The organism is Paraburkholderia sp. UYCP14C (assembly GCF_004197395.1).
GTDB lineage: Bacteria > Pseudomonadota > Gammaproteobacteria > Burkholderiales > Burkholderiaceae > Paraburkholderia.
In genome coordinates, this window is the sequence record NZ_SELS01000039.1 from 49,588 (window position 1) to 73,984 (window position 24,397).

At 63.4% G+C, this 24,397-nt stretch carries 21 protein-coding genes and 1 pseudogene; 10 read left to right on the forward strand and 12 right to left on the reverse strand.

Annotated features, from left to right (window positions below):
* Nucleotides 1-5: 5 nt before the first annotated feature.
* Nucleotides 6-821 (forward strand): fumarylacetoacetate hydrolase family protein, encoded by an 816-nt coding sequence (locus tag EVC45_RS28925; RefSeq protein WP_129961612.1) that lies wholly within the window; start codon nt 6-8, stop codon nt 819-821.
* Nucleotides 822-879: 58 nt separating this feature from the next.
* Nucleotides 880-1,725 carry an NAD(P)(+) transhydrogenase (Re/Si-specific) subunit beta gene (locus EVC45_RS28930; RefSeq protein WP_248295296.1) on the forward strand — a complete coding sequence of 282 codons (846 nt, stop codon included), beginning with the start codon at nt 880-882 and terminating at the stop codon, nt 1,723-1,725.
* A 90-nt stretch (nt 1,726-1,815) separates the two neighbouring features.
* On the opposite strand, the gene EVC45_RS28935 is transcribed toward EVC45_RS28930, so the two are convergent.
* On the reverse strand, nt 1,816-2,136 hold the full coding sequence (locus EVC45_RS28935) for a hypothetical protein (protein ID WP_129961613.1): 321 nt from the start codon (nt 2,134-2,136) through the stop codon (nt 1,816-1,818).
* Between the two features lie 96 nt (nt 2,137-2,232).
* Nucleotides 2,233-3,180 (reverse strand): LysR family transcriptional regulator, encoded by a 948-nt coding sequence (locus tag EVC45_RS28940; protein WP_129961614.1) that lies wholly within the window; start codon nt 3,178-3,180, stop codon nt 2,233-2,235.
* 377 nt (nt 3,181-3,557) lie between these two features.
* Between EVC45_RS28940 and oxlT the strand changes: the two genes are divergently transcribed.
* The 3 genes from oxlT to EVC45_RS28955 all read left to right on the forward strand — a co-directional run bounded on the left by oxlT (nt 3,558) and on the right by EVC45_RS28955 (nt 7,465).
* Complete coding sequence (gene oxlT / locus EVC45_RS28945; RefSeq protein WP_129961615.1) at nt 3,558-4,907, forward strand: oxalate/formate MFS antiporter; 1,350 nt, start codon at nt 3,558-3,560, stop codon at nt 4,905-4,907.
* A 30-nt stretch (nt 4,908-4,937) separates the two neighbouring features.
* Nucleotides 4,938-5,921, forward strand: a complete 984-nt coding sequence (locus EVC45_RS28950; RefSeq protein ID WP_129961616.1) for a LysR family transcriptional regulator — start codon at nt 4,938-4,940, stop codon at nt 5,919-5,921.
* A gap of 92 nt (nt 5,922-6,013) precedes the next feature.
* Nucleotides 6,014-7,465 carry an aldehyde dehydrogenase family protein gene (locus tag EVC45_RS28955; protein WP_129961640.1) on the forward strand — a complete coding sequence of 484 codons (1,452 nt, stop codon included), beginning with the start codon at nt 6,014-6,016 and terminating at the stop codon, nt 7,463-7,465.
* 86 nt (nt 7,466-7,551) lie between these two features.
* Here the strand turns inward: EVC45_RS28955 and EVC45_RS28960 are convergent, their stop codons facing one another.
* The 4 genes from EVC45_RS28960 to EVC45_RS28975 form a co-directional block, all read right to left on the reverse strand.
* Nucleotides 7,552-8,529, reverse strand: coding sequence for a 2-dehydropantoate 2-reductase (locus EVC45_RS28960; RefSeq protein ID WP_129961617.1), 978 nt, complete (start codon nt 8,527-8,529; stop codon nt 7,552-7,554).
* A gap of 192 nt (nt 8,530-8,721) precedes the next feature.
* Complete coding sequence (locus tag EVC45_RS28965; protein WP_129961618.1) at nt 8,722-9,342, reverse strand: LysE family translocator; 621 nt, start codon at nt 9,340-9,342, stop codon at nt 8,722-8,724.
* 109 nt (nt 9,343-9,451) lie between these two features.
* The gene (locus EVC45_RS28970) at nt 9,452-10,033 is read right to left on the reverse strand and encodes a hypothetical protein (RefSeq protein WP_129961619.1); all 582 of its coding nucleotides are present in this window, start codon (nt 10,031-10,033) and stop codon (nt 9,452-9,454) included.
* Between the two features lie 319 nt (nt 10,034-10,352).
* Nucleotides 10,353-10,937, reverse strand: a complete 585-nt coding sequence (locus tag EVC45_RS28975) for a YigZ family protein (protein ID WP_129961620.1) — start codon at nt 10,935-10,937, stop codon at nt 10,353-10,355.
* A 170-nt stretch (nt 10,938-11,107) separates the two neighbouring features.
* On the opposite strand from EVC45_RS28975, the gene EVC45_RS28980 reads away from it, so the two are divergent.
* A complete protein-coding gene (locus EVC45_RS28980) occupies nt 11,108-11,734 on the forward strand; it encodes a LysE family translocator (protein WP_129961621.1) in 627 nt (208 codons plus the stop codon).
* 214 nt (nt 11,735-11,948) lie between these two features.
* Nucleotides 11,949-12,578 carry a 2-hydroxychromene-2-carboxylate isomerase gene (locus tag EVC45_RS28985; protein WP_129961622.1) on the forward strand — a complete coding sequence of 210 codons (630 nt, stop codon included), beginning with the start codon at nt 11,949-11,951 and terminating at the stop codon, nt 12,576-12,578.
* A 16-nt stretch (nt 12,579-12,594) separates the two neighbouring features.
* Here the strand turns inward: EVC45_RS28985 and EVC45_RS28990 are convergent, their stop codons facing one another.
* Complete coding sequence (locus EVC45_RS28990) at nt 12,595-12,849, reverse strand: DUF2866 domain-containing protein (RefSeq protein WP_129961623.1); 255 nt, start codon at nt 12,847-12,849, stop codon at nt 12,595-12,597.
* Nucleotides 12,850-13,210: 361 nt separating this feature from the next.
* On the opposite strand from EVC45_RS28990, the gene EVC45_RS28995 reads away from it, so the two are divergent.
* Nucleotides 13,211-14,326: a diguanylate cyclase gene (locus EVC45_RS28995; RefSeq protein WP_129961624.1), complete on the forward strand. Its 1,116-nt coding sequence runs from the start codon at nt 13,211-13,213 to the stop codon at nt 14,324-14,326.
* Nucleotides 14,327-14,353: 27 nt separating this feature from the next.
* Here EVC45_RS28995 and EVC45_RS29000 read toward each other — a convergent pair whose 3' ends face one another.
* Together EVC45_RS29000 and EVC45_RS29005 are read right to left on the reverse strand one after the other, a co-directional pair.
* The gene (locus tag EVC45_RS29000; RefSeq protein ID WP_129961625.1) at nt 14,354-16,093 is read right to left on the reverse strand and encodes a penicillin-binding protein 2; all 1,740 of its coding nucleotides are present in this window, start codon (nt 16,091-16,093) and stop codon (nt 14,354-14,356) included.
* A 321-nt stretch (nt 16,094-16,414) separates the two neighbouring features.
* A complete protein-coding gene (locus tag EVC45_RS29005; RefSeq protein WP_129961626.1) occupies nt 16,415-17,956 on the reverse strand; it encodes a methyl-accepting chemotaxis protein in 1,542 nt (513 codons plus the stop codon).
* A 351-nt stretch (nt 17,957-18,307) separates the two neighbouring features.
* On the opposite strand from EVC45_RS29005, the pseudogene EVC45_RS29010 reads away from it, so the two are divergent.
* Nucleotides 18,308-18,418 (forward strand): annotated as a pseudogene (locus tag EVC45_RS29010) (2-aminoethylphosphonate aminotransferase); the annotation flags it as partial.
* A gap of 45 nt (nt 18,419-18,463) precedes the next feature.
* On the opposite strand, the gene EVC45_RS45795 reads toward EVC45_RS29010, so the two are convergent.
* Both EVC45_RS45795 and EVC45_RS29015 read right to left on the reverse strand, forming a co-directional pair.
* Nucleotides 18,464-18,604 (reverse strand): hypothetical protein, encoded by a 141-nt coding sequence (locus EVC45_RS45795; protein ID WP_167335679.1) that lies wholly within the window; start codon nt 18,602-18,604, stop codon nt 18,464-18,466.
* 137 nt (nt 18,605-18,741) lie between these two features.
* Nucleotides 18,742-19,449 (reverse strand): PIG-L family deacetylase, encoded by a 708-nt coding sequence (locus tag EVC45_RS29015; protein ID WP_129961627.1) that lies wholly within the window; start codon nt 19,447-19,449, stop codon nt 18,742-18,744.
* A 440-nt stretch (nt 19,450-19,889) separates the two neighbouring features.
* Between EVC45_RS29015 and EVC45_RS29020 the strand changes: the two genes are divergently transcribed.
* Nucleotides 19,890-21,533 (forward strand): fatty acid--CoA ligase, encoded by a 1,644-nt coding sequence (locus tag EVC45_RS29020; protein ID WP_129961628.1) that lies wholly within the window; start codon nt 19,890-19,892, stop codon nt 21,531-21,533.
* A gap of 16 nt (nt 21,534-21,549) precedes the next feature.
* Here the strand turns inward: EVC45_RS29020 and EVC45_RS29025 are convergent, their stop codons facing one another.
* Nucleotides 21,550-24,291 carry a LuxR C-terminal-related transcriptional regulator gene (locus tag EVC45_RS29025; RefSeq protein ID WP_129961629.1) on the reverse strand — a complete coding sequence of 914 codons (2,742 nt, stop codon included), beginning with the start codon at nt 24,289-24,291 and terminating at the stop codon, nt 21,550-21,552.
* Between the last annotated feature and the right edge of the window lie 106 nt (nt 24,292-24,397).

Genomic DNA, 24,397 nt, shown 5'->3' on the forward strand with positions numbered 1-24,397 from the left:
GACGCATGCAAACGTGGATGCGGTTCATGTCGGGCGACGGCGGCATCGTGTTCGGCCGTGTCGAAGGCACCTATCTGCACGAGTACGAAAGTCTCGCGCAGCCGGTGCCGACCGGCGCGGTCCTGTCGCTGCGCGCATTGACGCCGTTGGCGCCATGCGCGCCGGGCAAGATCGTCGCGCTGTGGAATAACTATCACGCGCTCGCGGCGAAGCTCGACAAACCCGTGCCCACGCATCCGCTGTTTCTGATGAAGCCCGCGGAGTCGGTGATCGGCGCGGGCGAGCCGATCCGCCGGCCGCGTCATTACGCGGGCAAGATCGTCTACGAAGGCGAACTCGGCATCGTGATCGGCCAGCGATGCCGCGATGTGGATGTGCAGCAGGCGGAGGCGGCGATCTTCGGCTACACGCTCGTCAACGACGTCACCGCCGCCGATCTGCTCAACGAGAATCCGCATTTTCCGCAGTGGTGTCGCGCGAAGAGCTTCGATACCTTCTGTTGTCTGGGTCCGGCCATCGTCTCCGGTTTCGACTGGCGGGCGGCGCGTCTGTCGACGACGCTCGACGGCGTCGAGCGCCAGAACTATCCGCTCGCCGATATGGTTTTTTCTCCGGCCGAGCAGGTGAGTCTGATTTCGCAGGATCTGACGCTCGAACCTGGCGACGTGATCTCATGCGGCACCTCGTTGGGCGTGGGGTCGATCAAGGACGGCGCAACGGTGTCGATCACGATCGATGGAATCGGCACGCTGACCAATAGCTTGAGCGCGGCGCAGCGCGACGAGCCACAGCGATTGGGCGATGCCGCGAACGTAACGTAGGTTGACGAGGGCAGGCGTCGCCGCTCGTGCCTTTTCATCGCATCACGGAGGATCACGCATGCTGCAAGCCTGTGGGAGTGCCGTGTGGATGGACCTGGTGTTGCTGCTCGTCGTGACCGTCACCGCGGCGTCGATTGCGGTGCTGGCGGTGGCATTGGCCGCGCTCTCGCGACGACGGCTCGGCTGGCGTTCGGCGCATCGACGCGCGTGTGTGCGCGAACCCGATCCGACACGCAGGCCCCGGCTGCTTGCATTGCTTGGCAGCGGCGTTGGTTTGACGGTCGCGTCGATAGGCTTCGCGCGCTACCTGTCGGCAGCGGCGCGCGAGAACACTGAACGCATCGAACTATTTGCAGCCGTGTTGATCGGCACGCTGCTCTTCGCGATCTCTGCGATTGCGTTCTTCAAGCTGCGCGGCGCATTGCAATCCGAGGCGGTCGCGTGGCCGGGTCATCGCGTCGTCAATCTGTTTGCGCTGCTGTTATGCGGATGGCTCGGTTATAACTTCGTCACTGAACAGGCACAGCCATTCGGACTCGCGGCATTGCTCGCGACGGGCGCGCTGGCGTTGGCAATGGGCGTGCATCTGATGCTGAGTCGCGAGTACTCGGACGATTTCGCTCGAGCGGCGAATCGCGACAGTTGCGCACCACGCATTCATTCCTTCGCCGCGCGTTGCGATGGCGTGGCGATCGGCAAGCCGGGCCTGCTCGCGAACATCGAGTGGCATGGCGGAGAAGAGCAGAGGTGGGCGCTTCGCGATGTCGCGCCGGCGATGATGCGCGTGAGCGCTTATGCGGATCGTCGCGATGGGCGTGACGCTAGGCGTGGCAATGGCCGCTACCGCGACTGCTCACGCAAAGGCACGCCCCAGCGGCCGCTTCATTTCACTACGCGCCGCTAATCGATGACGCAAGCGCCGCTAATAGACCTGATCGCCAATAGCGAAGACGGCGGGACGATGATCCCGCCGCCCGAGTCTTTTTCAATGCTTCTATTCGCCAACCGCCGCGGCGAATTCGCTGTAGTACTGCGTCTTCCTATGCAGAATCAGTTGCGCGAGAAAGTCGGCATCGTACGCGCGATGCAAATGGCTGTGATAACGCTCGATAAAAGCGGTGATTCGCGCCAACTCGCCATTGAACTCTTTGAGCATGTCGAGCGTCGCACGGTCCCAGCGAAACCGCAGCCCCAGATCGCTGAACGCGGCATTGTAGGCGCTCAGATGCGCATCGTCGGGATGGTGTTCGTGTTCCACCGCCGCCGTGCGAGCGTTGCGTGTACTGATACGGGATTCAACCGGAGCGTGGTTCATGATCGGCCTCCTCGGCTCGCAAGTGAAAGAACTCGCTTGCAGCATCGAAGTCGCGATCGATTTGCAATAGTTAAAGTTTTATTGGCTTTCCATAGCCTACGGCTTATGCACGCTCAGTTCCTTCACGCGCGTGATCTTTTCGATCAGATCGGCGCCTTCCTCCATCAGGAAGCGTTTGAAGGCGACGGCAACCGGCGGCAGACGCTTGTTCTTGCGGTGCACGACGTACCAGTTGAGCATGACCGGAAAGCTCTCGACGTCGAGCACGACCAGATGACCGAGTTGCAATTCGAGGCTGATCGTATGGGCGGACAGAAACGCAATGCCCATTCCGGCAATGACCGCCTGCTTGATCGTTTCGGTGCTCTTGATCTCCATTGCAATCTTCAGATTGGACAGACGGCCGGCAAAACCCTCTTCCATCGAATTCCACGTATCCGAGCCGCGTTCGCGCACGATGAACGCTTCGTTCGCGAGTTGACTGAAGCGGATATTACGCTTGTGTGCAAGCGGATGAGTGGGCGCCGCGACGATCACGTACGGATGCGGCGCGAACGGTTCATTGGTCGCATCGGTTTCGTGCGGCGGACGCACCATGACCGCGAGGTCGGTCTGATTGGTCGCCAGTTGATGCAGCAGTTCTTCGCGGTTGTGCACCGCGAGATTCAGATCGACACCCGAATAGCGACGTGTGAATTCGGCGAGAAGGCGCGGAAAGAAATAGTCGCCGGCGCTGATCACGGCGACATTCAGCTTGCCACCGGAGACACCCTTCAACTGACTCATCGCTTCGTCGACTTCATGGAACTGCTGCATGATCGCGCGGCTGTAGTGGAGCATTTCGGTGCCCGCCGGCGTCAGATAGATCTTCTTGCCGAGCTGCTCGAACAGAGGCAGCCCCGCATGTTCCTCGAGTTGCCGGACCTGGGTGGAGACGGCCGGCTGAGTCAGATGCAATTCCTCGGCGGCGCGCGAAAAACTGAGGTGGCGCGCCACCGTTTCAAAGACCTTCAGTTGCCGCAGAGTTGCGTTGCGCATCGTCATGGTCGATGTATAAGGAAACGTGAATCCACATAATAACAAACTTTAATTATGAGTAATTCAGCAATGACCCTAGCATGAAACGTATAAGAAGCCGAATAGCCGCTACTCCATTTCCGGGTTAACGCATAGATATGTGGTGTGGCGGACGCAATAGAGAGGAATAAGCTGTAATGCTTACCGACCCGAAGTGTGGCTCTGGTCGAAATAAAGAAAGAACTTTATAGAAAAGACGGGTTCGGGGGATCAGCGGAAACATCAAAAGTATCAATTGAGATTTTTCCCGAATAGTGAAGTTCTCGGGCCATAACGATAAGGCGGGACGCATCCAGCGCGGCGCGTAAGCCGGCTGCACTAAATAAATAGTGGAGACAAGGCTCATGGACGATATCACCCAGCAATCGACTACCCGTATGTCCTGGCGTAACCGATGGTGGCAACTCGTCATCGGCATGGTATGCATGGCGCTGGTGGCGAATCTGCAATATGCGTGGACGCTTTTCGTGGCCCCTATGCATGCGCGGCATCACTGGAGCGAGGCGTCGATCCAGCTCGCGTTCTCGATCTTCATTCTCACGGAGACGTGGCTCGTGCCGTTCGAGGGCTGGCTCGTCGATCGATTCGGGCCACGACCTGTGGTGGCAGCCGGTGCGGTATGCGCGGGCTTGTCGTGGATTCTCAATTCGTACGCTACGACACTCGGCATGTTGTATTTCGCCGCGGTGATCGGCGGGATAGGCGCAGGCGGTGTGTATGGAACATGTGTGGGCAATGCGCTCAAATGGTTTCCCGACCGGCGCGGTCTCGCCGCGGGTTTGACGGCCGCGGGCTTTGGCGCGGGCGCGGCGCTGACGGTGATTCCAATTGCCAACATGATTACGCGCCGCGGCTATGAAGAGACGTTCCTGTTCTTCGGCATCGTGCAAGGCGTGAGCATTCTGCTGCTCGCGATGCTATTGACGCGGCCGATCCTGCGTCAGCAAGGAGTACGCAAGAGCCGCTTCGCGGTGTCGAAAGTCGATTTCACCTCGCGCCAGATGATCAGAACGCCAGTGTTCTGGGTGATCTATCTGTCGTTCGTCGCGGTCGCGGCAGGCGGTTTGATGGCAACCGCGCAGATCGGCCCGATCGCGAAAGACTGGGGTATAGCGCGCATTCCGATGTCGGTCTTCGGCGCGACGCTGCCGCTGCTGACCCTCACGCTGTCGATCGACAATATCTTCAACGGCTTGACGCGTCCGCTGTGCGGCTTCATCTCCGACAAGATCGGCCGTGAAAACACGATGTTCGTGATCTTCATCGGCGAGGGGCTCGCGTTGCTCGGCATGATGCAGTTCGGCAGCAATCCTTATGCGTTCATGGTCTTTGCCGCGCTGATCTTCCTGTTCTGGGGCGAGATCTTCTCGATCTTTCCGGCGACTTGCGCGGATACGTTCGGCAGCAAGTACGCGGCCGCCAATGCAGGCACGTTGTACACCGCGAAGGGGACGGCTTCATTGCTGGTGCCGATCGCATCCGTACTCGCGGCGACGGGCGGCTGGAACCTCGTCTTCATCGTGTCCGCCGTCATTACGATTGCAGCCGGCATTTCCGCAAAGTTCATTCTCGAGCCGATGCGCGCACGTTGGATCGAATCGCACAATGAACCTCAGGGCGCGCTGGCCGTCGCGGGTCATGGCAACGGCAATGCGTCGCGAATGAGTCACTGGCCCGAACAGTCCGGCGAATAAGCTGAGCATCGCGCGCCCGGAACGGATGTCATGAATGTTTCGCTGCAGCAGCTCAAGGTATTCGTCGCGGTCGCGCGCGAGCGCAGTTTCACGCGCGCGGCGCGCGAATTCGATCTGACGCAGTCGGCCATAAGCCGTTGTGTTCGTGAACTGGAAGATGCGGTCGAATTGAAACTGTTCGATCGCACGACACGCCAGGTCGAACTGACGAATGCGGGTGCGAGTCTCGAGAGAAGAATCGGCCGGCTGCTGGATGAAATCGAATTGACACTGCTCGAAGAGCGCGCCGCTTATGACGGACACACGGGAGTCGTCTTATTCGCGAGTAATCCGGTGTTGTCATCGGGCTGGGTGCCGCGGGCTTTGGCGCAGTGCGCGTCGGTCTTTCCCGAGCTGGTCGTGTCGGTCAAGGATCAGCCTCAAAGCAGCGTGCTGGCCAGTGTCGAGCAGGGCGAGGCGGATTTCGGCGCGGTCTGCGTGACCGTACCCGTCGATAGTCCTCTGTTACATGCTCAAGTACTTTTCACCACGCCGCTGCATGCGGTACTTCCGTCCACCCATCCGCTGGCGCGGCACGACAGCATCGGATGGCACGCGTTGCGTGAGTATCCGCTGATAACGCTGAATGCCGATACTGGCATGCGCGCCGCGCTCGAGCCGGTGCTCACCGCGAACGAATTGAAACGCCGGCCGTTGCAGGAACTGGGACACGTCGGGGCGGTAGCACGCATGGTCGAATTGGGTCTTGGTGTCGGCGTATTGCCTGTCGATGCGCATTGGCCTTCGGCGGGCGCTTCGTTGGTGAGTCGTCCGCTGATGCCCGAAACGACATTGACGACCGTACTCGTGCACCGCAGGAATCGCTCGCTTCGTCCCAATGCGGCTGCTGCGTGGGCGCAGTTCGTCGCATCGACGACCGATCATTTGCGTATCGCGGACGCAGGGCCTGCCGCCGCGGCCACGCAAAGCCTTGACTGGCAGTCCGTGCGACAAAGCCTGTTGCCAGAGCAATAGATAGGGGGTGACCGAACAGTTCGCGCAATGCGCGGCATTCGATCGATGCGCCGCCAGTCAGCCACATAACGTCCTACTCAAGGAGCTTCATGATGGAAATGCAGACCGACCTCAGGCAACATGATCTGCTGATCGACGGCAAGCGCGTGCCGCCAGGCACCGGCGAATATTCCGTCGATATCAACCCCGCGACCGAGGAGCCGATTGCACTGGTCGCGCAAGGGAGTGCCGCCGACGTCGATGCCGCGGTGCGCGCCGCGCGTGCCGCATTGAAAGTGTGGAACTCGATTCGGGCCGCCGAACGCGGCCGCATTCTTCAACGGCTCGCAACGCTGATGCGCGAGAACATGGAAGAACTCACCGCGCTCGAAAGCCTCGACGGCGGCAAGCCGATTGCCGCGGTGATGCGTCAGGACGTGCCCGCCGCGATCGATACCGTCGAATACTACGCAGGCTGGTGCGACAAGATCAACGGTCAGGTGATGCCGACACGTCCCGATGCACTGACTTATACGTTGCGCGAGCCGGTCGGCGTGGTCGCCGCAATCGTGCCGTGGAATTTCCCGCTGATGATCGGCATGTGGAAGATCGCGCCCGCGCTCGCCTGCGGGTGCACGCTGATCGTCAAGCCTGCCGAGATCACACCGCTCACGGCGTTGCGAATCGGCGAGCTGGCGCTCGAAGCGGGCGTGCCGCCTGGCGTGCTCAATATCGTCACCGGAAAGGGCAGTGTGGTGGGCGACGCGCTGGTCTCCCATCCCGGCATCGACAAAGTCACGTTCACCGGTTCGCCGTCGGTCGGACGAGGCATTCTGCAGGGCGCTGCCGGCAACTTCAAACGCGTGACGCTGGAGCTCGGCGGCAAGTCGGCCAACGTGATCTTTGCCGACGCGAATCTCGACAATGCGGTGCGAGCCGCGGCGTCCGGCATATTCTTCAATACGGGCCAGGTGTGTTCCGCCGGATCGCGGATCCTCGCGCATCGCGACGTGTACGACGAAGTGGTCGAGCGTCTGGCCACGCGCGCGAAGTCCATCAAGGTCGGCGATCCGTCGCTGCGCGAAACGTCGATGGGACCGCTGATTTCGGCCGCGCAAATGAAGACCGTTCTGAGTTATGTCGACACAGGACGCTCGGAAGGCGCATCGCTCGTGACCGGCGGCGCGCGCGTCGGCAATCGCGGCTTTTTCGTCGAGCCGACCGTGTTCGCGAATGTCGAGCACGAAATGCGCATTTCGCAGGAGGAGATCTTCGGTCCCGTGGCGAGCGTCATCCGGTTCGACGACGAAGCGGACGCGATCAGAATCGCCAACGGCACGTCATATAGTCTCGCGGCCGGGGTGTGGAGCGCGGACCTGAGCCGCGTGCATCGCGTGGCGCGCGATCTGAAGGCGGGCACGGTGTGGATCAATACCTACGGCTATACGGACGTGCGTTTGCCTTGGGGTGGTGCCGGAGATTCGGGCTTCGGTCGCGAGCATGGCGATGTTGCGATCGAGAACTTCACGGAACCGAAGGCGGTCTGGGTGGCGATCGATCAATAGGCTCCAATGAGAAAAAGGATCGGATGCATCGCATCCGATCCTTTTATTCATGTTGCAGGACGAAACAGGAACTTACCAGTACCCGCTCAATTGCCCTGCAAAGCCATCTTCTCGCGCAGTTTGATCAGCGCCAGCACGACGTCGATCGTGGGTGTCGGTTCCGCAACGAGTCGGCCCATTTCCTGCACGACGGTCAACAGAGGATCGATTTCCATCGGCCGGCGGTTCTCCAGATCGACGAGCGTCGATGTCTTGTGCGCACCGACCGCGCCCGCGCCATCAATCCGCTTTTCCACATCGACGCGAAAGTGCACGCCGAATTGATCCGCGATGCGCTTTGCTTCGAGCATCATCGTGCGTGAGACCGCGCGCGTGCCCGGGTCGCTCGTGAGTACATCAAGCGTTGCATGCGTCAATGCGCTAATCGGGTTGAAGCACAGGTTGCCCCACAGCTTGAGCCAGATCTCGTCGCGAATGTTGTCGCGAATCGGCGCTTCGAATCCGGCTGCCTGCATGATGTCGTGCAATTGCTGAATGCGCGGGGTGCGCTCGCCACTCGGTTCGCCAATGGGAAACTTCTTGCCGTACACGTGTTTGATCACCCCCGGCTCGACGATTTCCGCCGCCGGATAGAGTACGCAGCCAATCGCGCGTTCGGGTCCGAGCCTGGTCCATTGCGAACCGTCGGGGTCGACACTCGTGAGGCGTGTGCCGGCAAAGCGCCCGCCATGCTGATAGAAGTACCAATAGGGAATGCCGTTGACGCCGGTGACGATCGCCGTGTGCTTGCCGAGCAGCGGTTGCATCGTATCGACCACACCAGGCAGCGAATGTGCTTTCAGCGTGATGATGACGAAATCCTGGACGCCGAGTTCGCGTGGATCGGACGTGCAACGCACCGGCGCGCTGAAGGTTTCGCCGTCCATGATGAGGCGCGCGCCGCGTTCACGCATGGCCGCCAGATGCGGGCCGCGCGCAATGAAGCTGACGTCCGCGCCGGCGCGTGCCAGTTGCACGCCCATCAAACCGCCAATCGCTCCCGCTCCGAAGATGCAGATCTTCATGATGTCGCTCCGTGACGATGAAAAAGCCGTTCGCCCAATGCCGCAATGCACCGCTTCGCGGCCGGTCACGGTTCGAGCATAAAGTGGAGCGACGAACGCTGATAGTTAAAGTTTCTCGGTCGATGTATTAGCTATTCGTTATGAAAGACCGCGAGGCAAATGCAGCATTGACTGCCTGAAAGCCTCGCTACGTTACCCGCGCCGAACCAGCAGAAAACTCACGCCGATCGCCGCGAGAAATCCACCGCAGCAGCGATTGAACCAGCGGCGGATCTTCGCGCGCATCAGCCACTTGCCGAGATACATGCCGGCCCACGAATACACTGCAATCGCAACCCATTCGAGTACCAGAAAGCTTGCGCCGAGCGCGGCGAATTGCGGCAGTATCGGCTGCGCGACGTCGACGAATTGCGGCAGGAACGCGGTAAAAACCAGAATCGCCTTGGGATTGCCCGCCGCGACGAAAAACTCGTGCCGTGCAATGCGCGTGAGCGCAGCCTCCTGGGCTTGCGACGTATCGATAGCGGGTGCGTCGCTGCGCCACAACTGGATCGCGAGCCAGATCAGATAAGCGGCGCCCGCGAGCTTGATCGCGAGGAAGGTCCACTCGGACGCATGCAGCACGACGGCGAGGCCGGTCGCGGCGAGCGCGAGCATCATCGCGAAGGCGAGCAGCCGGCCCGTGCCGCCGACGAACGCCTTCATGAAGCCATGACGCGCGGCCACGTTGATCGAAAGCAGGTTATTGGGCCCGGGTGCGAGGTTGATGGCGAAGCAGGCGGGCAAAAAGAACAGCCAGGCGGTAAGAGACATGACGGTTTGCATTCCAAACGGGAGGTCACCTGGTATCGCGCGGCGGATCACGCGCGATGCGTTACCGGGATTGTAGCGAAATCCCGCCGCCCCTCGGCCGGCCGTGTGCTCAGTTCACCGCCTTGATAAAGCCGGGATCGCCGATCAACGTATCGACGCTGAGCTTGACGGTGTCTTCGATCGCGATCGTATTGCTGGTGAATTTCGGCGACTTCTGCTTCACGGTGCGCGTGGTCGTGTACATGACTTTCTGGGTCGCCGCATCGATGACCACGTAGTGCATCCTGAGCGTCCACAGCGCCGGCGAGCGCGTATCGTCCACCGTGAACGTTTCAATGCTGCCGCTGAGCACGCGTTTGTTGTCGTCGATGCGGAAACCGGCCACTCGCAGGCTATTTGCGACGCCATTACGCACGACGAGGCTGATGTCGTCCTTCAGCACGAGCCCGGTCATGCCGGTGTTTTCGATGCGGTTCGGCGAGATGTGACCTTCGCGCGCGGGCAGATACGTGAACTCGCTCGCGGGGGCGACGCTGAGCGAGCCGGTGCCGTGGGTCTTCGCGTGCGTCGCGCTGGCGCTGCTGTTCAGCCCGAACCATGACCACGAGCACGCGGACAGCAGCATGGGCAGCAGTACGGCGCCGCAGCCCTTGAGCACGACGAATCTCAGCGGCGAACGGGTAGCAGCCATGCGGGAGAGAGCGGCGGTCGAAGTCAGAGGAGTTGCCCTTTCAAGTGGAGTCATCCCGGTGGAGAACAGCATGGTAGCAGCGAACCGGACCGTCGAACCTTCAAACGGGCTCTGGGCGGTTCCGGGCCCGCTGAACCCGGCCATCATAACGGGCCGCGCTAGCCAACGATATCGGGGCTACGCCCGAAGGACGCTCGAGCCTGGCTTGCGCGCATGACGATAACCGTTGCAGATGAGAACAATGTGAAGCCCGATCGCTCGTACCGCACGTCCGAGGCGTTGTCGGAATTCTCCCGCGTCGGGCTTGGACTCGAGCCGCTCAGAAAAAGCCGGCCCTTCCCTGCGTGATATCGATCAGCGTTGCCTTGGCGTCGTCGAGTGCATTGGCGGGCACGCGCATCGTCATCTTCACCAGCATGGCGTAGGCGCTGTCCACGAGCGGATAGCCTTCGGCGTCCATCCATCGGCGGACTTTGGCCTCATCGGCGTAACTGACTTCGACGCCCAGCGAGACCTGGGCAATCCTTTCGATGCGCGGCGCGTCGAGCAGCGCGGACGCGATCGCATCGGTGTACGCGCGCACCAGCCCGCCCGCGCCTAGCTTTACGCCGCCGTAGTAGCGCACGACGGCGGCGAGCACGCCATCCAGATCGTGATGCCGCACCACTTCGAGGATCGGCCGGCCCGCGGTGCCGGACGGCTCGCCGTCGTCGGACATACCGGATTGGCCCCCCGCGAGCAGTGCCCAGCACACATGCGTCGCGGCCGGATGTTCGTCGCGCAGACGCTGCAATTCGGCCATCGCGGCATCGCGATCGGCGACCGGGATCGCGTACGCGATGAAGCGGCTCTTGCGAATCTCGAGTTCCGCGCTCAGCGGCGCGGGCAGGGTATAGGTGGGCAAGGCGGAAACTTCGGTGGATGAAAGAGGCACGCGGTGCGCGGCGCGATGTCCGTCATGGTAACGGATCGTCCGGGCCAGCGAAGCGCTGAGAGCAGGTTCGCGGGTTCGTCTACAATGGTCCGCTGAACGCGCACCCAGAGCTTCGATCCCGCGCGTCGCAAGGAGACGACATGCTTGACCTATCTACGTTCGGGACTTTCGTTGCCGTCGTGCTCGGACTCTTTCTGATTCCGGGCCCGGCCGTGCTGCTGGTTTTGACGCGCACCATGCACGGCGGGCGCAAGGTCGGCATTCTGACCGGCCTCGGTATCGCAGCCGGCGACTTCGTGCACACGCTGGGCGCCGCGGTTGGCCTCTCCGCGCTGCTGATGACGTCCGCGCTGGCCTTCAATGCGGTGAAATTCCTCGGTGCCGCGTATCTCGTCTATCTGGGTATTCGCGCGTTGCGCGAAAAGCAGGCGAGTGCGCATCTGCCGGTCGTCGCGCCGGTATCGGGCTCGAAAGCATTCTTGCAGGCGATTCCCGCAGAAGTGCTGAACCCGAAGACCGCACTGTTTTTCCTCGCGTTTCTGCCGCAGTTCGTGCGCCCCGAACACGGCTCGACGTTTTTGCAGTTCGCGACGCTCGGGCTGATTTTCGTTGCCATGAGCGCGCTTTATACGACGCTGATCGTGCTGACGATGCGGCCGTTGGGCAAACTCGTGAAGCGTTTGACGTGGTTGACGCGCTGGCAGAACAAGATCATCGGCGTGCTGTTCATTTCGCTCGGCCTGCGCGTGGCGGTGCAGACACGCTGAGCTTCGAAGCGCGAGATCAGGACAACGCGAGCAGGATCAGCGACGCAATGACGATGATGAAAAGACAGGTCGCGATCAACATGTCGTACGGATACCTCATGGTGTGGCCGGCAAGCACGCAAAGAAAACGGCGATCATAGGCAGAACCGCTCGATGCGACTGTTAAGCATTGCAAGGCTGCGATGCAGTGGCGCGCGCGATTCAGGAGGCGGAGATGAATGAAGATGCAGCTTCGACAGCGCCCGCAATCGAGTTCTGGTTCGACTTCGGCAGCAACTACAGCTATCTGAGCATGATGCGTATCGAAGCGTTGGCGGCGGCGCGCAACGTGGCGATCGTCTGGCGGCCGTTTCTGCTCGGCCCGGTGTTTCGCCAACTCGGTTTCGACAACTCGCCCTTCGTATTGCAGAAAGAAAAAGGCGCGTACGTATGGAAAGACATGGAGCGTCAATGCCGCAAATACGGCATTGGGCTCACGCGTCCCAGCACGTTTCCGCGCGCGGCGCTGCTGGCGATGCGCGTCGCGTTGCTGGGGGCGAACGAGCCGTGGATCGGCGTCTGGTGCCGCAAGATCATGCAGTTGAATTTCGTCGACGACCGCGACATCGGTTCGATCGACGTTGTCAGCGACGCGCTCGACGCGATCGGCTTACCCGTGCAGAGCGTGATCGACGCCGCGCAAAGCGATGTGAACAAGCTGCGCTTGCGCGAGCAGACCGAACTGGCCATCAACAAAGCGATCTTCGGTGCTCCGACGTTTTTCGTCGGCGCTGAGATGTTCTGGGGTAATGACAGGCTGGAGGACGCGTTGGACTACTGCGACGCGATCGCGGCGCGCCATTGAACGTCAAACCTGGCGCTCAATCAACCTGCTGACAGAAGCGTCGGCCCGGCACGTGAGAGACCACGGCCTGGGCGATTTCGAGCGGAGTGCTTTCGGCGGGAACGACGCGACGGCTCGATTCGGGCGCGTGCTTCATCGTCCATTCGACGAGCCTGTATGAACGGCCCCAGGGCGGTTGCAGCGGATCGGAGACCTTGCAGGAATGAATCTGGCGAGTCCAGTCATGGCCGGGCATCGTACGCAGGTGTTCGACTACCATCTCTTCAACCATGATTTACCTCCTTTCTTCTTGTGCGCGTGACCGTTTGCGGCCGCGATTTCGACATCCCTCAAGAAAAAGCGCCGCCGATGTTCTGGCGGCTCAACAGGGGATGTACTACATACTTGCAGGCAACTATTAAGCGAGCCTTAAGAACCGGAATCATTACGCAGACGGATCTCGCCGCGTGTAAGCGAGTGCAAGCGAATGCAAGCGCAAGCCGACAGTAATGGGCACGAACGCCCGGGGCACGATTGCCTGCGCGCCGACCAACAAGTCGCGTGCCGGGCCTCAAGACCTCGGCGCAGCGGCCGTTATCAGTAGAGTTGGGGCGTCGACCCCGCTTCGCCTTCCGGCCCGCCTTGCTGATACCGTGACGAATCTCGCCCAAACGCCGCTCTCCGAGCGCCTTCGCTCGCTCGTCGACACCGTGCAGCACAACGAGCGCACCTTGCGCCGCTTCCAGAACGTCGAGTTGCGTTTGATTGGGGCGCAGGATTTCGCATCATTTCTCGATACCTTGTTCAGTCATTTGCCGCGGGAGTTCGCTCTCGCGAACGTCGTGCTGTGGCTCGACGAGCGCGCGCCGATGCTGCTCGAACTGCTCGAGCCGGGTAACCTGAACGCGCTCGACTACGCGCAGTTGAAGACATCGCACGACGGCGGTCTCGCCGCGCGCTCCCTGTGCGAGGACAATCGGCCGTGGCTCGGCCGTCCCGGCGAACTCGACGACGACACGCGCCGCGCGTTATTCGGCGCCGCTGCGGCCCACGTGCCGGCCAGTGCGATCGTGCTGCCGCTCGCCGCAGGCACGAACGTCAGCGGCTATCTATGCCTCGGCAGCGACGACCCCGCGCGTTTCGGCGCGGGCATGGCCACCGATATTCTCGAGCGCTTCGCGAGCATCGTCGCCGCGAGTCTCGACAACGTTGCGCATCGCGAGCGGCTCAAGCAACTCGGCATGACTGACTCGCTGACCGGCCTCGCGAATCGCCGCTATTTCGACGAACGGCTGCGCGAGGAGTTGATGCGCGCGGTCCGTTATCACGCACCGGTCGCCTGTCTTTTCATCGATATCGACGGCTTCAAGCGCATCAACGATAGCCACGGCCACCAGACCGGCGACCGCGCGCTCGCGGCGGTGGCCGCCTGCGTGCGACAGCAGGTGCGGCTTGGCGACACCGTCGCGCGATATGGCGGCGAGGAGTTCGCCGCGCTGCTGCAAGGCGATCGCAGCGACGCGCTGACCGTCGCCGAACGCGTGCGGCTGGCGGTCGAGAATCACGACGTGCGCGACGAGCACGGCGAGCGCATCGCGTTGACCGTGTCGATCGGCGTGGCCGCGCGGGTGGTCGCCGGTAGCCCGGCCGACGCGATGTCGCTCGGTCAGGCGATGATGGACGAGGCCGATCGCGCGATGTATCAGGCCAAGCACAACGGCCGCAATCGAATCGAGGCCCAGATCGATGCTCTCGACGAGCAGGGCTGATCGACCGTAACCGACACTCACTGCGCGTCACACCCCTGCCGCATCCGGCGGCACCCCAAGCAACTGCAACGCGCCGCCCATTACGCCGCTGAACACCGGTCCGGCGACCGTGCCGCCGTAGAACGCCTTGCCGGCCGGGTCGTCGATCATCACGGCGACGATCAGGCGCGGATCGCTCATCGGCGCCATCCCGACGAACAGCGCGCGGTAGCGATTCTTCGCGTAGCCCGCGCCGATCTGCTTGCGCGCGGTGCCGGTCTTGCCGCCGACGCGATAGCCGGCCACGGTCGCGGCGCGCCCGGTGCCGCCTTCGCCCGTGGCCATTTCGAGCATGTTGCGGATCGCGCGCGCGGTGCCGGGCGTCGTGACCAGCTCGCTGCGATCGCCGAACGACGCGGGGTCGTCCGCATCTAGCGGCTCGCGCAGCAGGCTCACGCGCTGCAGCGCGCCGTCGCCGGCATAGGCGGTGTAGACCTGCGCGATCTGCAGCAGCGAGACCGACAGCCCGTAGCCGTACGCCATCGTGGCCTGCTCGATCGGGCGCCAGCGTTTATACGGCCGCAGCTTGCCGGCGGCCACGCCCGGGAATTGCAGTTCGGGCTTCATGCCGAGCCCGTATTGCCGGTACTTGGTCCAGATCGTCTCGGCCGGCAGGTTCAGCGCGAGCTTCGCGAGCGCGATATTGCTCGACTTCTGCACCGCCTCGGCGACCGTCATCGCGCCGTGATTCGAGGTGTCGTGAATCACGGCCGGCCCGATCCGATACCAGCCCGGCGCCGTATCGATGATGCTCTGCGGCCGCACCTTGCCTTCGTCGATCGCGAGCGCGACGACGAGCGGCTTGATCGTCGAGCCCGGCTCGAACGTATCGATCACCGCGCGGTTGCGCAGCTGCCGCCCGGACAGGCGCGTGCGGTCGTTCGGATCGAAGCTCGGGTAGTTGGCGAGCGCGAGTATCTCGCCGTTGCGCGCATCGAGCACGACCACGCTGCCCGCTTCGGCGTGGTGCTGCGCGATCGCGGCTTTGAGCTGCGTGTGCGCGAGTTGCTGGATGCGCCGGTCGATCGTCAGCTGGATCGTCGCGCCGTTGCGCGCGGGCACGAGCGGCCGGGTTTCCGAGATCACGCGGCCGAGCCGGTCGCGGATCACTTCGCGCTGGCCGGGCACGCCTTGCAGCTGCGCGTCGGCGGCGAGTTCGACGCCTTCCTGGCCGTTGTCCTCGATGTCGGTGAAGCCGACCACGTGCGCGGCCGACTCGCCCTCTGGATAAAAGCGCTTGGAATCGGCGATCTGCGTGATGCCGGCGAGCCCGAGGCGCGACAGATGCGCGGCCGTGTCGGCATCGACCTGGCGCTTGAGCAGCACGAAGCTGCGCTCGCCGGCGAGGCGTCGACGCAGTTCCGCGAGCGGCAGATCGAGCAGCTTCGCGAGCGGCGCGTAGCCGCTCTCTTCGACGAGCTTCGGCGTGGCCCAGATTTCGTAGGTCGCGAGGCTGACCGCGAGCATCGAACCATTGCGATCGACGATCCGGCCGCGCGTCGCATCGAGTTCGAGCAGGCGCTGATAACGCTTCTGCCCCTGGTCGACGTAGAAGTCCCGATTCACGACCTGCACCCAGAACGCGCGGGCCGCGAGCGTCGCGAACGCGCCGAACACGAGCAGCACGATGAACTTCGAGCGCCACGCGGGCAGTCGCGCGTCGAGCAGCGGGTTCTTCGCGGCTAACGCGTAGGGATCGTGCGACGGGGTTTTTTTCTGGCGGATCATGGCGGCGGGCAGCGGACGTTACGTACCTTCGATTGAACGAGGCCGCCAGAACCACGAGGCTGGCGGGAAGGACTATCGCCGGGCCGATTGTAAATAAAACGTAATTTAAATGCGAGGATTGTGAAAGCAGACGCGTTCGGGTTGGAGCAATGACCAACCGAGCGGAAGCTCAAATGAGAAAAGCCGCGCGGACTTGAAAAATCCGTGCGGCTGATTCGTTCGATTGATGCGTCGACTCCGACGCGGCGTGTTGAAAAGGCGCTCCCCGCCTGTGGAGCGCCTCCTTTTTTGTGCGCCCGTCGCGGGCGCGGTGAAGCAACGTCAGGCCGGCAACGCGAAACTCGCAATCGCGTCGCGCAACCCGCCGACCTGGTCCTTCAGCGAATGCGCGGCGGCCGCGGCCTGTTCGACCAGTGCCGCATTCTGCTGCGTGACCTGATCCATCTCGCCGACCGCGCGATTGACCTGCTCGATGCCCGCGCTCTGCTCGCGCGACGCGTGGCTGATCTCCTCGAGAATCTCGTTGACGCGGCGCACCGACTGCACGATCTCGCCCATCGTCGCGCCCGCGTTGGCGACCAGCGACGCGCCGGTCTCGACGGTGTCGGTCGAGGTTTCGATCAGCGCCTTGATCTCCTTGGCGGCCGTCGCCGAGCGCTGCGCGAGGCTGCGCACTTCGGCCGCGACCACCGCGAAGCCGCGACCCTGTTCGCCGGCGCGGGCCGCCTCGACGGCGGCATTCAGCGCGAGGATGTTGGTCTGGAACGCGATGCCGTCGATCACGCCGATGATGTCGCCGATCTGCCGCGAGCTCGCGGTGATCTCGCCCATCGTGCGCACCACGTCGTCGACCACGCGGCTGCCGCGCGTCGCGACGTTCGCGGCTTCGCTCGCGAGTTGCGCGGCCTGGGTTGCGCTGTCCGCGTTCTGCTTCACGTTGACCGTCATCTGATCCATGCTCGACGCGGTTTGCACGAGCGCCGCCGCCTGCTCCTCGGTGCGCTGCGACAGGTCGGTGTTGCCCGCCGCAATTTCGTTCGCGCCGACGTTGATGTTCTCGGTGCCCTGGCGCACGCGCGAGACCGTGTCGACGAGTCCCGCCTGCATCGTGGAGAGCGCGTGCAACAGGCTGCCGTTGTCGTTCGTATCGATCGGCACCGGCGTCGCGAGATTGCCTTGCGCCATCAGCCGCGCGTGCCTGACCGCCACTTCCAGATCGCCGCCGAGTGAGCGGCGGATGCTGCGCAGCACGACCAGCATCACGACGGTCGAGAGCGCGCCGAGCGCCACCGTGATCGCGAGCCAGCGCAGCAGGTTGCGGTAAAACGCGCTTTGCACGTCGTCCATGTACATGCCGGTCACGAGGTACCAGTCCCACGGCGCGAAGTGCATCGAGTAGCTGGTCTTCGCGACCGGTTGCTCGCTGCCCGGTTTGGCCCACAGATAATCGACGAAGCCGCCGCCGTCGTGATTGCCCGCGTTGACGATATCGACGAACAGATGATTGCCGGCCGGATCGGTGAACTGCGCGAGGTTCTTGCCGTTCAGTTCGGGCTTGATCGGATGCATCAGCATCACCGGCTGCGAGTCGTTGATCGACAGGTAGCCGTCCTTGCCGTAGCGCATCGCGCCGAGGGTCGCGAGTGCCTGTTTTTTCGCATCGTCCTCGGACAGCGCATGCTGCTGGGCGAGCGTGTAGTAGTGGGCGGCGACGTGGTTCGCCTCTTCGATCAGCGAGCGCAATTGTTCGCGCCGGTCCGAGATCATCGACGCGCGGTTCTGCCACGCGCCGAACGCGCCGATCAGGATCAGGCCGACCCACAGAACGGCGATCATCGACGCCAGTTTTCGGTTCAGAGTCATAGCGATGGGAATAGGCTTTTGGCCAGTAAGGTCCATTGAATTGCGGTCGGAGGCCGCTCGCTGTGTTTACGGCGCGAAATGGCATTGATCGAGACAGGGGAAACCCGCTGTTCGACATCGCCATTCGTCTGAGTAATGGTGGATTTATCGAGTGTTTTAGCCGCGTGATAAGCGCACAACTCGAAAGAAGTCTTTTCGAATTATTGGGAGATCTGAATTAATCGGCGATCTTCCGTAAATCGTGGTGATTGAAAATTCGCACGAAAATCGGCATTAAAATCCGCCGGCATTAAGCACCCGACAAGCTGCCGAGGCAACACCAGCAAGGTTCACATCAACATGGCACCAAACGCGGGGCAGGGCGGGCTGTCGGCGCAACTGTTGCGCATCTCGACGCTGGGCAACATCCACGCGGCCGACATCGACCGCCTGCTGCAGGGCTTCGGCAGCTTGATACGCTGATGCCGCCTGGCGCGGCGCGCCTCAACCGCGCGGCTCGCGGCTGCGTTACACCGGATCCTTGTCCGGCGGCCCGTCAGGCCGCTGCGGCTCCTCGACATGATGGCCCGGCGACGGCGGCACCAGCGGGTCGGCTTCCGGGTCGCGGTTCGGATCGGCGTTCGGGTCGGGAATGGGGCTGGTATGCATGTCGTAGCTCATTGCGTCACCCTTGCGGTTGAAATGCGCGGGTCCGGCGAGGGAGGTCGTAACCGCCGATCCCCGCCGCGTCGGTTATCTGTCTTCAAGCGTAGGCGCTCGCCGCGCTTCCTGCTCGCTACTTTTTGCTATCGCCTCGCGCGTTTGCGACCGACGTTGAGCTCCCAGTAGCGCTCGGTCGCGAACACGTCGTCGTAGTTGCCGGCGCCGAACGCGCGCAACTGGCTCGCGTACGCGTCGACCGCTTCGCGCTTCAGATCCGCGCGGCGCTGCACGTCGATCGTGTGGCCAGCGCTCGGCGTTGCCGGGGTCGCGACGATGCCGCGTTGCGCGAGATCGGCGAGCCGCGCCTGCACCGCGCCCGGCGTGAGCCGGTGAATCGCTTCCTCGTAAGCGAACCAGTTCAGATGCGTGAGCCGCGGCAGGATTTCGCAGCACGCTTCGAAGACCCGCGCGTGATCTTCGTGATGCAGGCCGAGCGGCATCAGCAGCGTGTTCGCGGTCGTGCGGTAAATGGTTTCCTCCAGCGCCGCCGCCATCTGGCTGATCGACGGCGAGTCGGCGTACTGGCTGTCGCGAAACGGCATGCGCAGCGGGATCGCGTCGAGCACTTCGAGCGCGAGGTTGTCTTCGATCGTGCGTTCGCGGACCGCTTCATGGGCGTTCGCGAAGCCCGCTCTTTGGTCCCACTCGGTGTGCATGTCGTGTTCGGGCGGCGCGGCGAACACGGTACAGACGGCGGCGTCGGGATGGGCGGCGAGCAAGGCACCGCAGCTGAAGACGGCGTCGTCGAAATGGGGCGAGACGATGAAAAGGCGTGGAGTGGTTTCGCTCATGGGCTTGCGGGTGGGAGTTCGAGGCGGGGCGGATGAGGCGTCGAGGCTGCCCGTCGTCACGGCGCCGCGTGCGAAAAAAATGCGGCGTCACCTCAGCTTAGGCGCAATCGGCGTAGCTTGCGCGCGAAACTTGCGGTGCGCAAATCGCATGCCTGAAAGGGAGCGGATTGCGTCCCCGATCTGATCACCCCGCGACGCTCGCGTCTTTGCGGTCCGTCGCGCGCCGTCGTCACGGGCCTTGAAGCTCGGGTTTAGGGTGTGCTTCGCGAATTCTCCGGACACTGTCCGTGCGCCTCCCCCGTTCAGGGGATGGTCGCCCCTCGCGAGCGCGCCGATCATTTGCCGATCGGGAAGACCCCGCGGGACGAGACTGCCGGCCACGCAGCAACGAAGCCCTGCTTGCCCGCGACCCATCCAGTTCAGGACTCAAGGAGACTCAGATGCGGGACAACGCCACGGCCGCCGCGCCCTCGGCCTACGCCTATCCATTGCTGATCAAGCAACTGCTGCATACGCCGTTGGTTCAGGCGCGGGACCAGGAAATCGTGTACCGCGGCCAGCTCCGCATGACCTATACGACGCTGCGCGAACGCATCGCGCGGCTTGCAAATGGGCTCTCCCGGCTCGGCGCGCGGCACGGCAGCACCGTCGCGGTGATGGACTGGGACAGTCATCGTTACCTCGAATGCTACTTCGCGGTGCCGATGATGGGTGCCGTGCTGCAGACGGTCAACGTGCGCCTGTCGCCGGATGAGATCGCATACACGATCAACCATGCCGGCGCGCAGATCCTGCTCGTCAACAGCGATTTTCTGCCGCTCGTCGAGTCAATCAAGGGACAGCTCGAAACGGTGCGCACCTTCGTGTGGATCGACGAGGACGGCAGCGAAGTCGCTGCGCACTCGATTCCGTTCTCGGCGGAATACGAAGCGATGCTCGAAGAAAGTTCGGATCGCTATGAGTTCCCCGACTTCGACGAGAACACGCGCGCGACGACCTTTTACACGACCGGCACGACCGGCCTGCCCAAGGGCGTCTACTTTTCGCATCGCCAGCTGGTCCTGCACACCATCACCGGGATGGCGGCGCTGGCGAGCCCCGAAGCCGGGCAACGCTTTCACCGCGGCGATGTCTACATGCCGCTCACGCCGATGTTTCACGTGCACGCCTGGGGCATGCCCTACATCGCCACCGTGCTCGGCGTGAAGCAGGTCTATCCGGGCCGCTATCTGCCGGACCGGCTCGTGAAGCTGGTGCGCGACGAAGGCGTGACGTTCTCGCATTGCGTGAGCACGATCCTGCACATGATGCTCGGCTGTGAACAGGCGCGTTCCGTCGACTTGAGCAGGTGGAAGATCGTGATCGGCGGTGGAGCGCTCACGCACGGACTGGCGCGCGCCGCGCTCGAGCGCGGCATCGACATCTTCGCCGGCTACGGCATGTCCGAAACGTGCCCGTTGCTGAGTCTCGCGCAACTACCGCCGGGCGCCGAGGCGCTGGACGCGGAAGAGCAGTTGCGCCTGCGCTGCACGACCGGATGGCCGGTGCCGCTCGTCGATCTGCGCATCGTCGATGAAAACATGGAGGAGGCGGCGCATGACGGCAGCGCGTACGGAGAAATCGTCGTGCGCGCGCCGTGGCTGACGCAAGGCTATCTGAACAATCCCGAGGCGTCCGTGCAACTGTGGAGCGGCGGCTACCTGCACACGCAGGACATCGCGACGATCGCCCCGACCGGCAGCATCCAGATCACCGACCGTCTGAAGGACGTGATCAAGTCGGGCGGCGAATGGATTTCGTCGCTGGAAATCGAGAGTCTGATCTCGCTGTACCCGGGCGTATCGGAAGTCGCGGTGATCGGCATCCGCGACGAGAAATGGGGCGAGCGGCCGGTCGCGCTGGTGGTGCCGAGCGAAGGCGCCGCGCTCAGCGAGGACGAGATCAAGCGTCACGTGCTGACGTTCAGTGAGTCGGGACGGATCTCGAAGTATGCGGTGCCGCAGATCGTCAGGTTCGTCGACGCGCTCGAAAAGACCAGCGTCGGCAAGCTGAACAAGAAGTGGCTGCGCGCGCAGTTCGCCTGATAGCGCGAGCGCCTCACTAGCCGTTGCGCAGCAGTCCCAGCGCTTGCGCGCGCGACACGGCATGCGCGCGCTTGTCGACCTCGAGCTTCACGAAAATACTCTTTACGTGCGACTTGACCGTCTCCGGCGCAATGCCGAGACTGCGCGCGATTTCCTTGTTCGACTGCCCCTGCGCGATCAGTCCGATGATTTCGCTCTCTCGCGCGCTCAGCGCTTCGCGCTCGGCATCGCGCTGGGCGTCGCTGCCGGGCTGATAAAGCGCACGCCAGCCGTCGCAAAGACGGTCGATGTAATGCGCCGCGTCCTTCGTTCGCACGGCGTTCCCCGCGACGCCGCGCGTCTCGTCGCGCAGCGCTTGCAGCAGCATTCCGATCTCGGCGCCCTGGTCGAGAATCGATTGGTAGATGCCGGCGTTCGCGGCGACCTTGACGACCTCGTCGAACACCTCGATCGCCTCGTTCATCTGGCCCGCGCGCATCCACGCGAGCGCGAGCGTGGTGCGCAAGCGCAACGCGAGGTAGTCGCCGTGACGGCTTTCCGCGCTGCGCCGTGCGGCGCTCAGGTGGTCGACGGCTTCGCGCGTGCGGCCTCGCGCGATTGCCACACAGCCCGCGGCGAGTGCGCGATATTCGTCGATTTCCGCCGACACGGGTGTCGACGAATGCGGGTCGTGCGCCGCGACTGCGTCGAGTTGACGAACGCACGCGGCGGCTTCGGTCATTCTTCCTTCGGCGATGAGCAGCCGCGTGCGCTCGACGAGCCCCGCGGCAACCAGGCGCTGCCAGCCTCGCCGCTGGGCGAGGTCCAGCGCGTGGTCGAGCAGCGCATAGGCATGCGCGGGGTTCGAGCGCGCCATCGCGATGCGGATCAGCACGCGATAGGCGATCAGCACGCTATCGAGCAGCACGGCCGCATCGACGATCGGCATCAGATCGAGCAGCAGCGCTTCGGCTTCGTCGAGGCGGCCCTGCTCGTAGCGGATCTGCGCGAGCATCGGCGCGCACAACGCGGCGGAGATCGACTGCGGGCCCGAGTAGCGTTCGGCCAGATGCATCGACCTGATGAAATACCGTTCGGCCAGCTCGAAGTGCATCTGCTGCATTTCCGCGTGACCGAGCAGGCACAGCCGGTACGTGGAGGAGAACACGTTGCGCTGATCGTCATCGATCGAGTTGGGAATCCACGGGGTCGCATACAGCGCTTCGAGCCGGCCAGCTTTCCAGTGCGCGAAGCGCACGACGTTGGACAGCACGTTGGCGGTCCACCCATCGGCCGACGGATCTTCGAGACAGGTCTGCGCGATCGGCAGCGCGCGTTGCGGGTCGTCCTGCAAGGCCGCGAGCACCGCCCGGATGGCCTGACACTCCCAGCGCATGCGCGCGGTTTTGGCGCCCGTGTCGATTGCGGTGTCGCGTTCGAGCGCATCGAGCATCGTCAGCGCGTCGTCGAAGCGCAGGGCCAGCGCCATACCCCACGCGATCGCGAGCCTGACCTGCAACTGCCCGCGCATCAGATGCTCGGGGAACTGGCGCTGCCAGCCGACCAGCGTCAGCAAATCGCCTTTCGTGACGAGCGACATCGCGCAGCGGCCCATCAGCGCGATCGCGTCGTCGGTCGCGCCCGCCGCGATCGCGTGGCGCACCGCGTCCGTCCATTGTTCCTGCTGCGTGTACCACCGACACGCGCGGCGATGTACGTCGGCGACTTCGTGACGGTAGCGGGATTCGAGCCGCTGGCACAGGTACTCGCGCATCAGATGGTGATAGCGGAACGCGTGTCCTTCGACGTCCAGCGGTTCCAGCAGAAGCTGACGCGCGGCGATCGTCTCCAGCATGCGCTGGCTGTCCTCGACGCCCGTCACCGCCTCGCACAGCGACGCGTTGAGCCGGTCGAGTATCGACGTGCGCAACATGAAACCGACCGTGTCCGCCGGCAGATGTTTGAGCATGTCTTCGAGGTAGGCGGCGAATGGCCGCGATGCGCCCGATGGCGGGTCGGCTTCGGCGCCGGGCGGACGTTCGTCGCGTGCCAGCACCGAGGCCGAAATGCGCAGCGCGGCGGCCCAGCCCTCGGTGCTCGCGAATAGCGACTTGACGGTGGACAGACCCAGGCCCGGACATTCGCGTTCGATGAAGCACTGCGTTTCGTCGAAGCTGAAGCGCAGCGCCGCCGCGTCGATTTCGAGCAGTTGGTTGCTGGCCCGCAAGCGCGCGAGCGGCAGCGCGGAATCGATCCGCGTGCAGACCACCAGGTGCACACGCGACGGCATGTGCTCGATGAAGAACCCGACGACGTCGTGGATCACGGGCAGGCTGATCAGGTGATAGTCGTCGACGAACAGATAGACCTCGTCGTCGACCTCGACGAGTTCGTTGATCAACGTCGCCACGATCGACTGCGCCGGCACGAGCGACGCCTCGGCCGTCAGGCCGATCGCCGACGCGCCGACGTCGCCGCACGCGTGTCGCAACGCCTGCGCGAGATAGTGCAGGAAGCGGGCTGGCTCGTCGTCGTCCGGGTCGAGCGACAGCCACGCCACGTGCGCGCCGCTCGCCCGCAGCCGCGCGAGCCACGCGAGTGCGAGCGAGGTCTTGCCGAAGCCCGCGGGCGCCTTGATGACGATGAGCCGTTTGTGTTCGGCCTGAGCCGTCAGCTCGAGCAGCCGCGGCCGCTCGATCAACCCGGATGGCAAGCGCGGCGGCACGAGCTTGGTGGCCAGAAGCAGGGAGGGTTTGCCTCGCGATGTCACGTCGATCATTTGTATTGGCGGCTCCGCAGGCCCGGGGCAACGGGATCTTGCACAGCGCCACGCCTTGTCACTTTGGATTCCATCGCGGAGATCGAAGCGCAGCCGGATAACGGTT

Excerpts from the sequence above, each read along its gene's own strand:
- EVC45_RS29015 (WP_129961627.1), bottom strand. The coding sequence starts at position 19,449 with ATGAGCGAAACCACTCCACGCCTTTTCATCGTCTCGCCCCATTTCGAC.
- EVC45_RS28925 (WP_129961612.1), top strand. The coding sequence starts at position 6 with ATGCAAACGTGGATGCGGTTCATGTCGGGCGACGGCGGCATCGTGTTC.
- EVC45_RS28980 (WP_129961621.1), top strand. The coding sequence starts at position 11,108 with ATGCTTGACCTATCTACGTTCGGGACTTTCGTTGCCGTCGTGCTCGGA.
- EVC45_RS29005 (WP_129961626.1), bottom strand. The coding sequence starts at position 17,956 with ATGACTCTGAACCGAAAACTGGCGTCGATGATCGCCGTTCTGTGGGTC.
- EVC45_RS28960 (WP_129961617.1), bottom strand. The coding sequence starts at position 8,529 with ATGAAGATCTGCATCTTCGGAGCGGGAGCGATTGGCGGTTTGATGGGC.
- EVC45_RS28930 (WP_248295296.1), top strand. The coding sequence starts at position 880 with ATGCTGCAAGCCTGTGGGAGTGCCGTGTGGATGGACCTGGTGTTGCTG.
- EVC45_RS28985 (WP_129961622.1), top strand. The coding sequence starts at position 11,949 with ATGAATGAAGATGCAGCTTCGACAGCGCCCGCAATCGAGTTCTGGTTC.
- EVC45_RS45795 (WP_167335679.1), bottom strand. The coding sequence starts at position 18,604 with ATGCATACCAGCCCCATTCCCGACCCGAACGCCGATCCGAACCGCGAC.
- EVC45_RS28935 (WP_129961613.1), bottom strand. The coding sequence starts at position 2,136 with ATGAACCACGCTCCGGTTGAATCCCGTATCAGTACACGCAACGCTCGC.
- EVC45_RS28940 (WP_129961614.1), bottom strand. The coding sequence starts at position 3,180 with ATGACGATGCGCAACGCAACTCTGCGGCAACTGAAGGTCTTTGAAACG.
- EVC45_RS28955 (WP_129961640.1), top strand. The coding sequence starts at position 6,014 with ATGGAAATGCAGACCGACCTCAGGCAACATGATCTGCTGATCGACGGC.
- EVC45_RS29025 (WP_129961629.1), bottom strand. The coding sequence starts at position 24,291 with ATGATCGACGTGACATCGCGAGGCAAACCCTCCCTGCTTCTGGCCACC.
- oxlT (WP_129961615.1), top strand. The coding sequence starts at position 3,558 with ATGGACGATATCACCCAGCAATCGACTACCCGTATGTCCTGGCGTAAC.
- EVC45_RS28990 (WP_129961623.1), bottom strand. The coding sequence starts at position 12,849 with ATGGTTGAAGAGATGGTAGTCGAACACCTGCGTACGATGCCCGGCCAT.
- EVC45_RS28950 (WP_129961616.1), top strand. The coding sequence starts at position 4,938 with ATGAATGTTTCGCTGCAGCAGCTCAAGGTATTCGTCGCGGTCGCGCGC.
- EVC45_RS28965 (WP_129961618.1), bottom strand. The coding sequence starts at position 9,342 with ATGTCTCTTACCGCCTGGCTGTTCTTTTTGCCCGCCTGCTTCGCCATC.
- EVC45_RS28970 (WP_129961619.1), bottom strand. The coding sequence starts at position 10,033 with ATGGCTGCTACCCGTTCGCCGCTGAGATTCGTCGTGCTCAAGGGCTGC.
- EVC45_RS29020 (WP_129961628.1), top strand. The coding sequence starts at position 19,890 with ATGCGGGACAACGCCACGGCCGCCGCGCCCTCGGCCTACGCCTATCCA.
- EVC45_RS29000 (WP_129961625.1), bottom strand. The coding sequence starts at position 16,093 with ATGATCCGCCAGAAAAAAACCCCGTCGCACGATCCCTACGCGTTAGCC.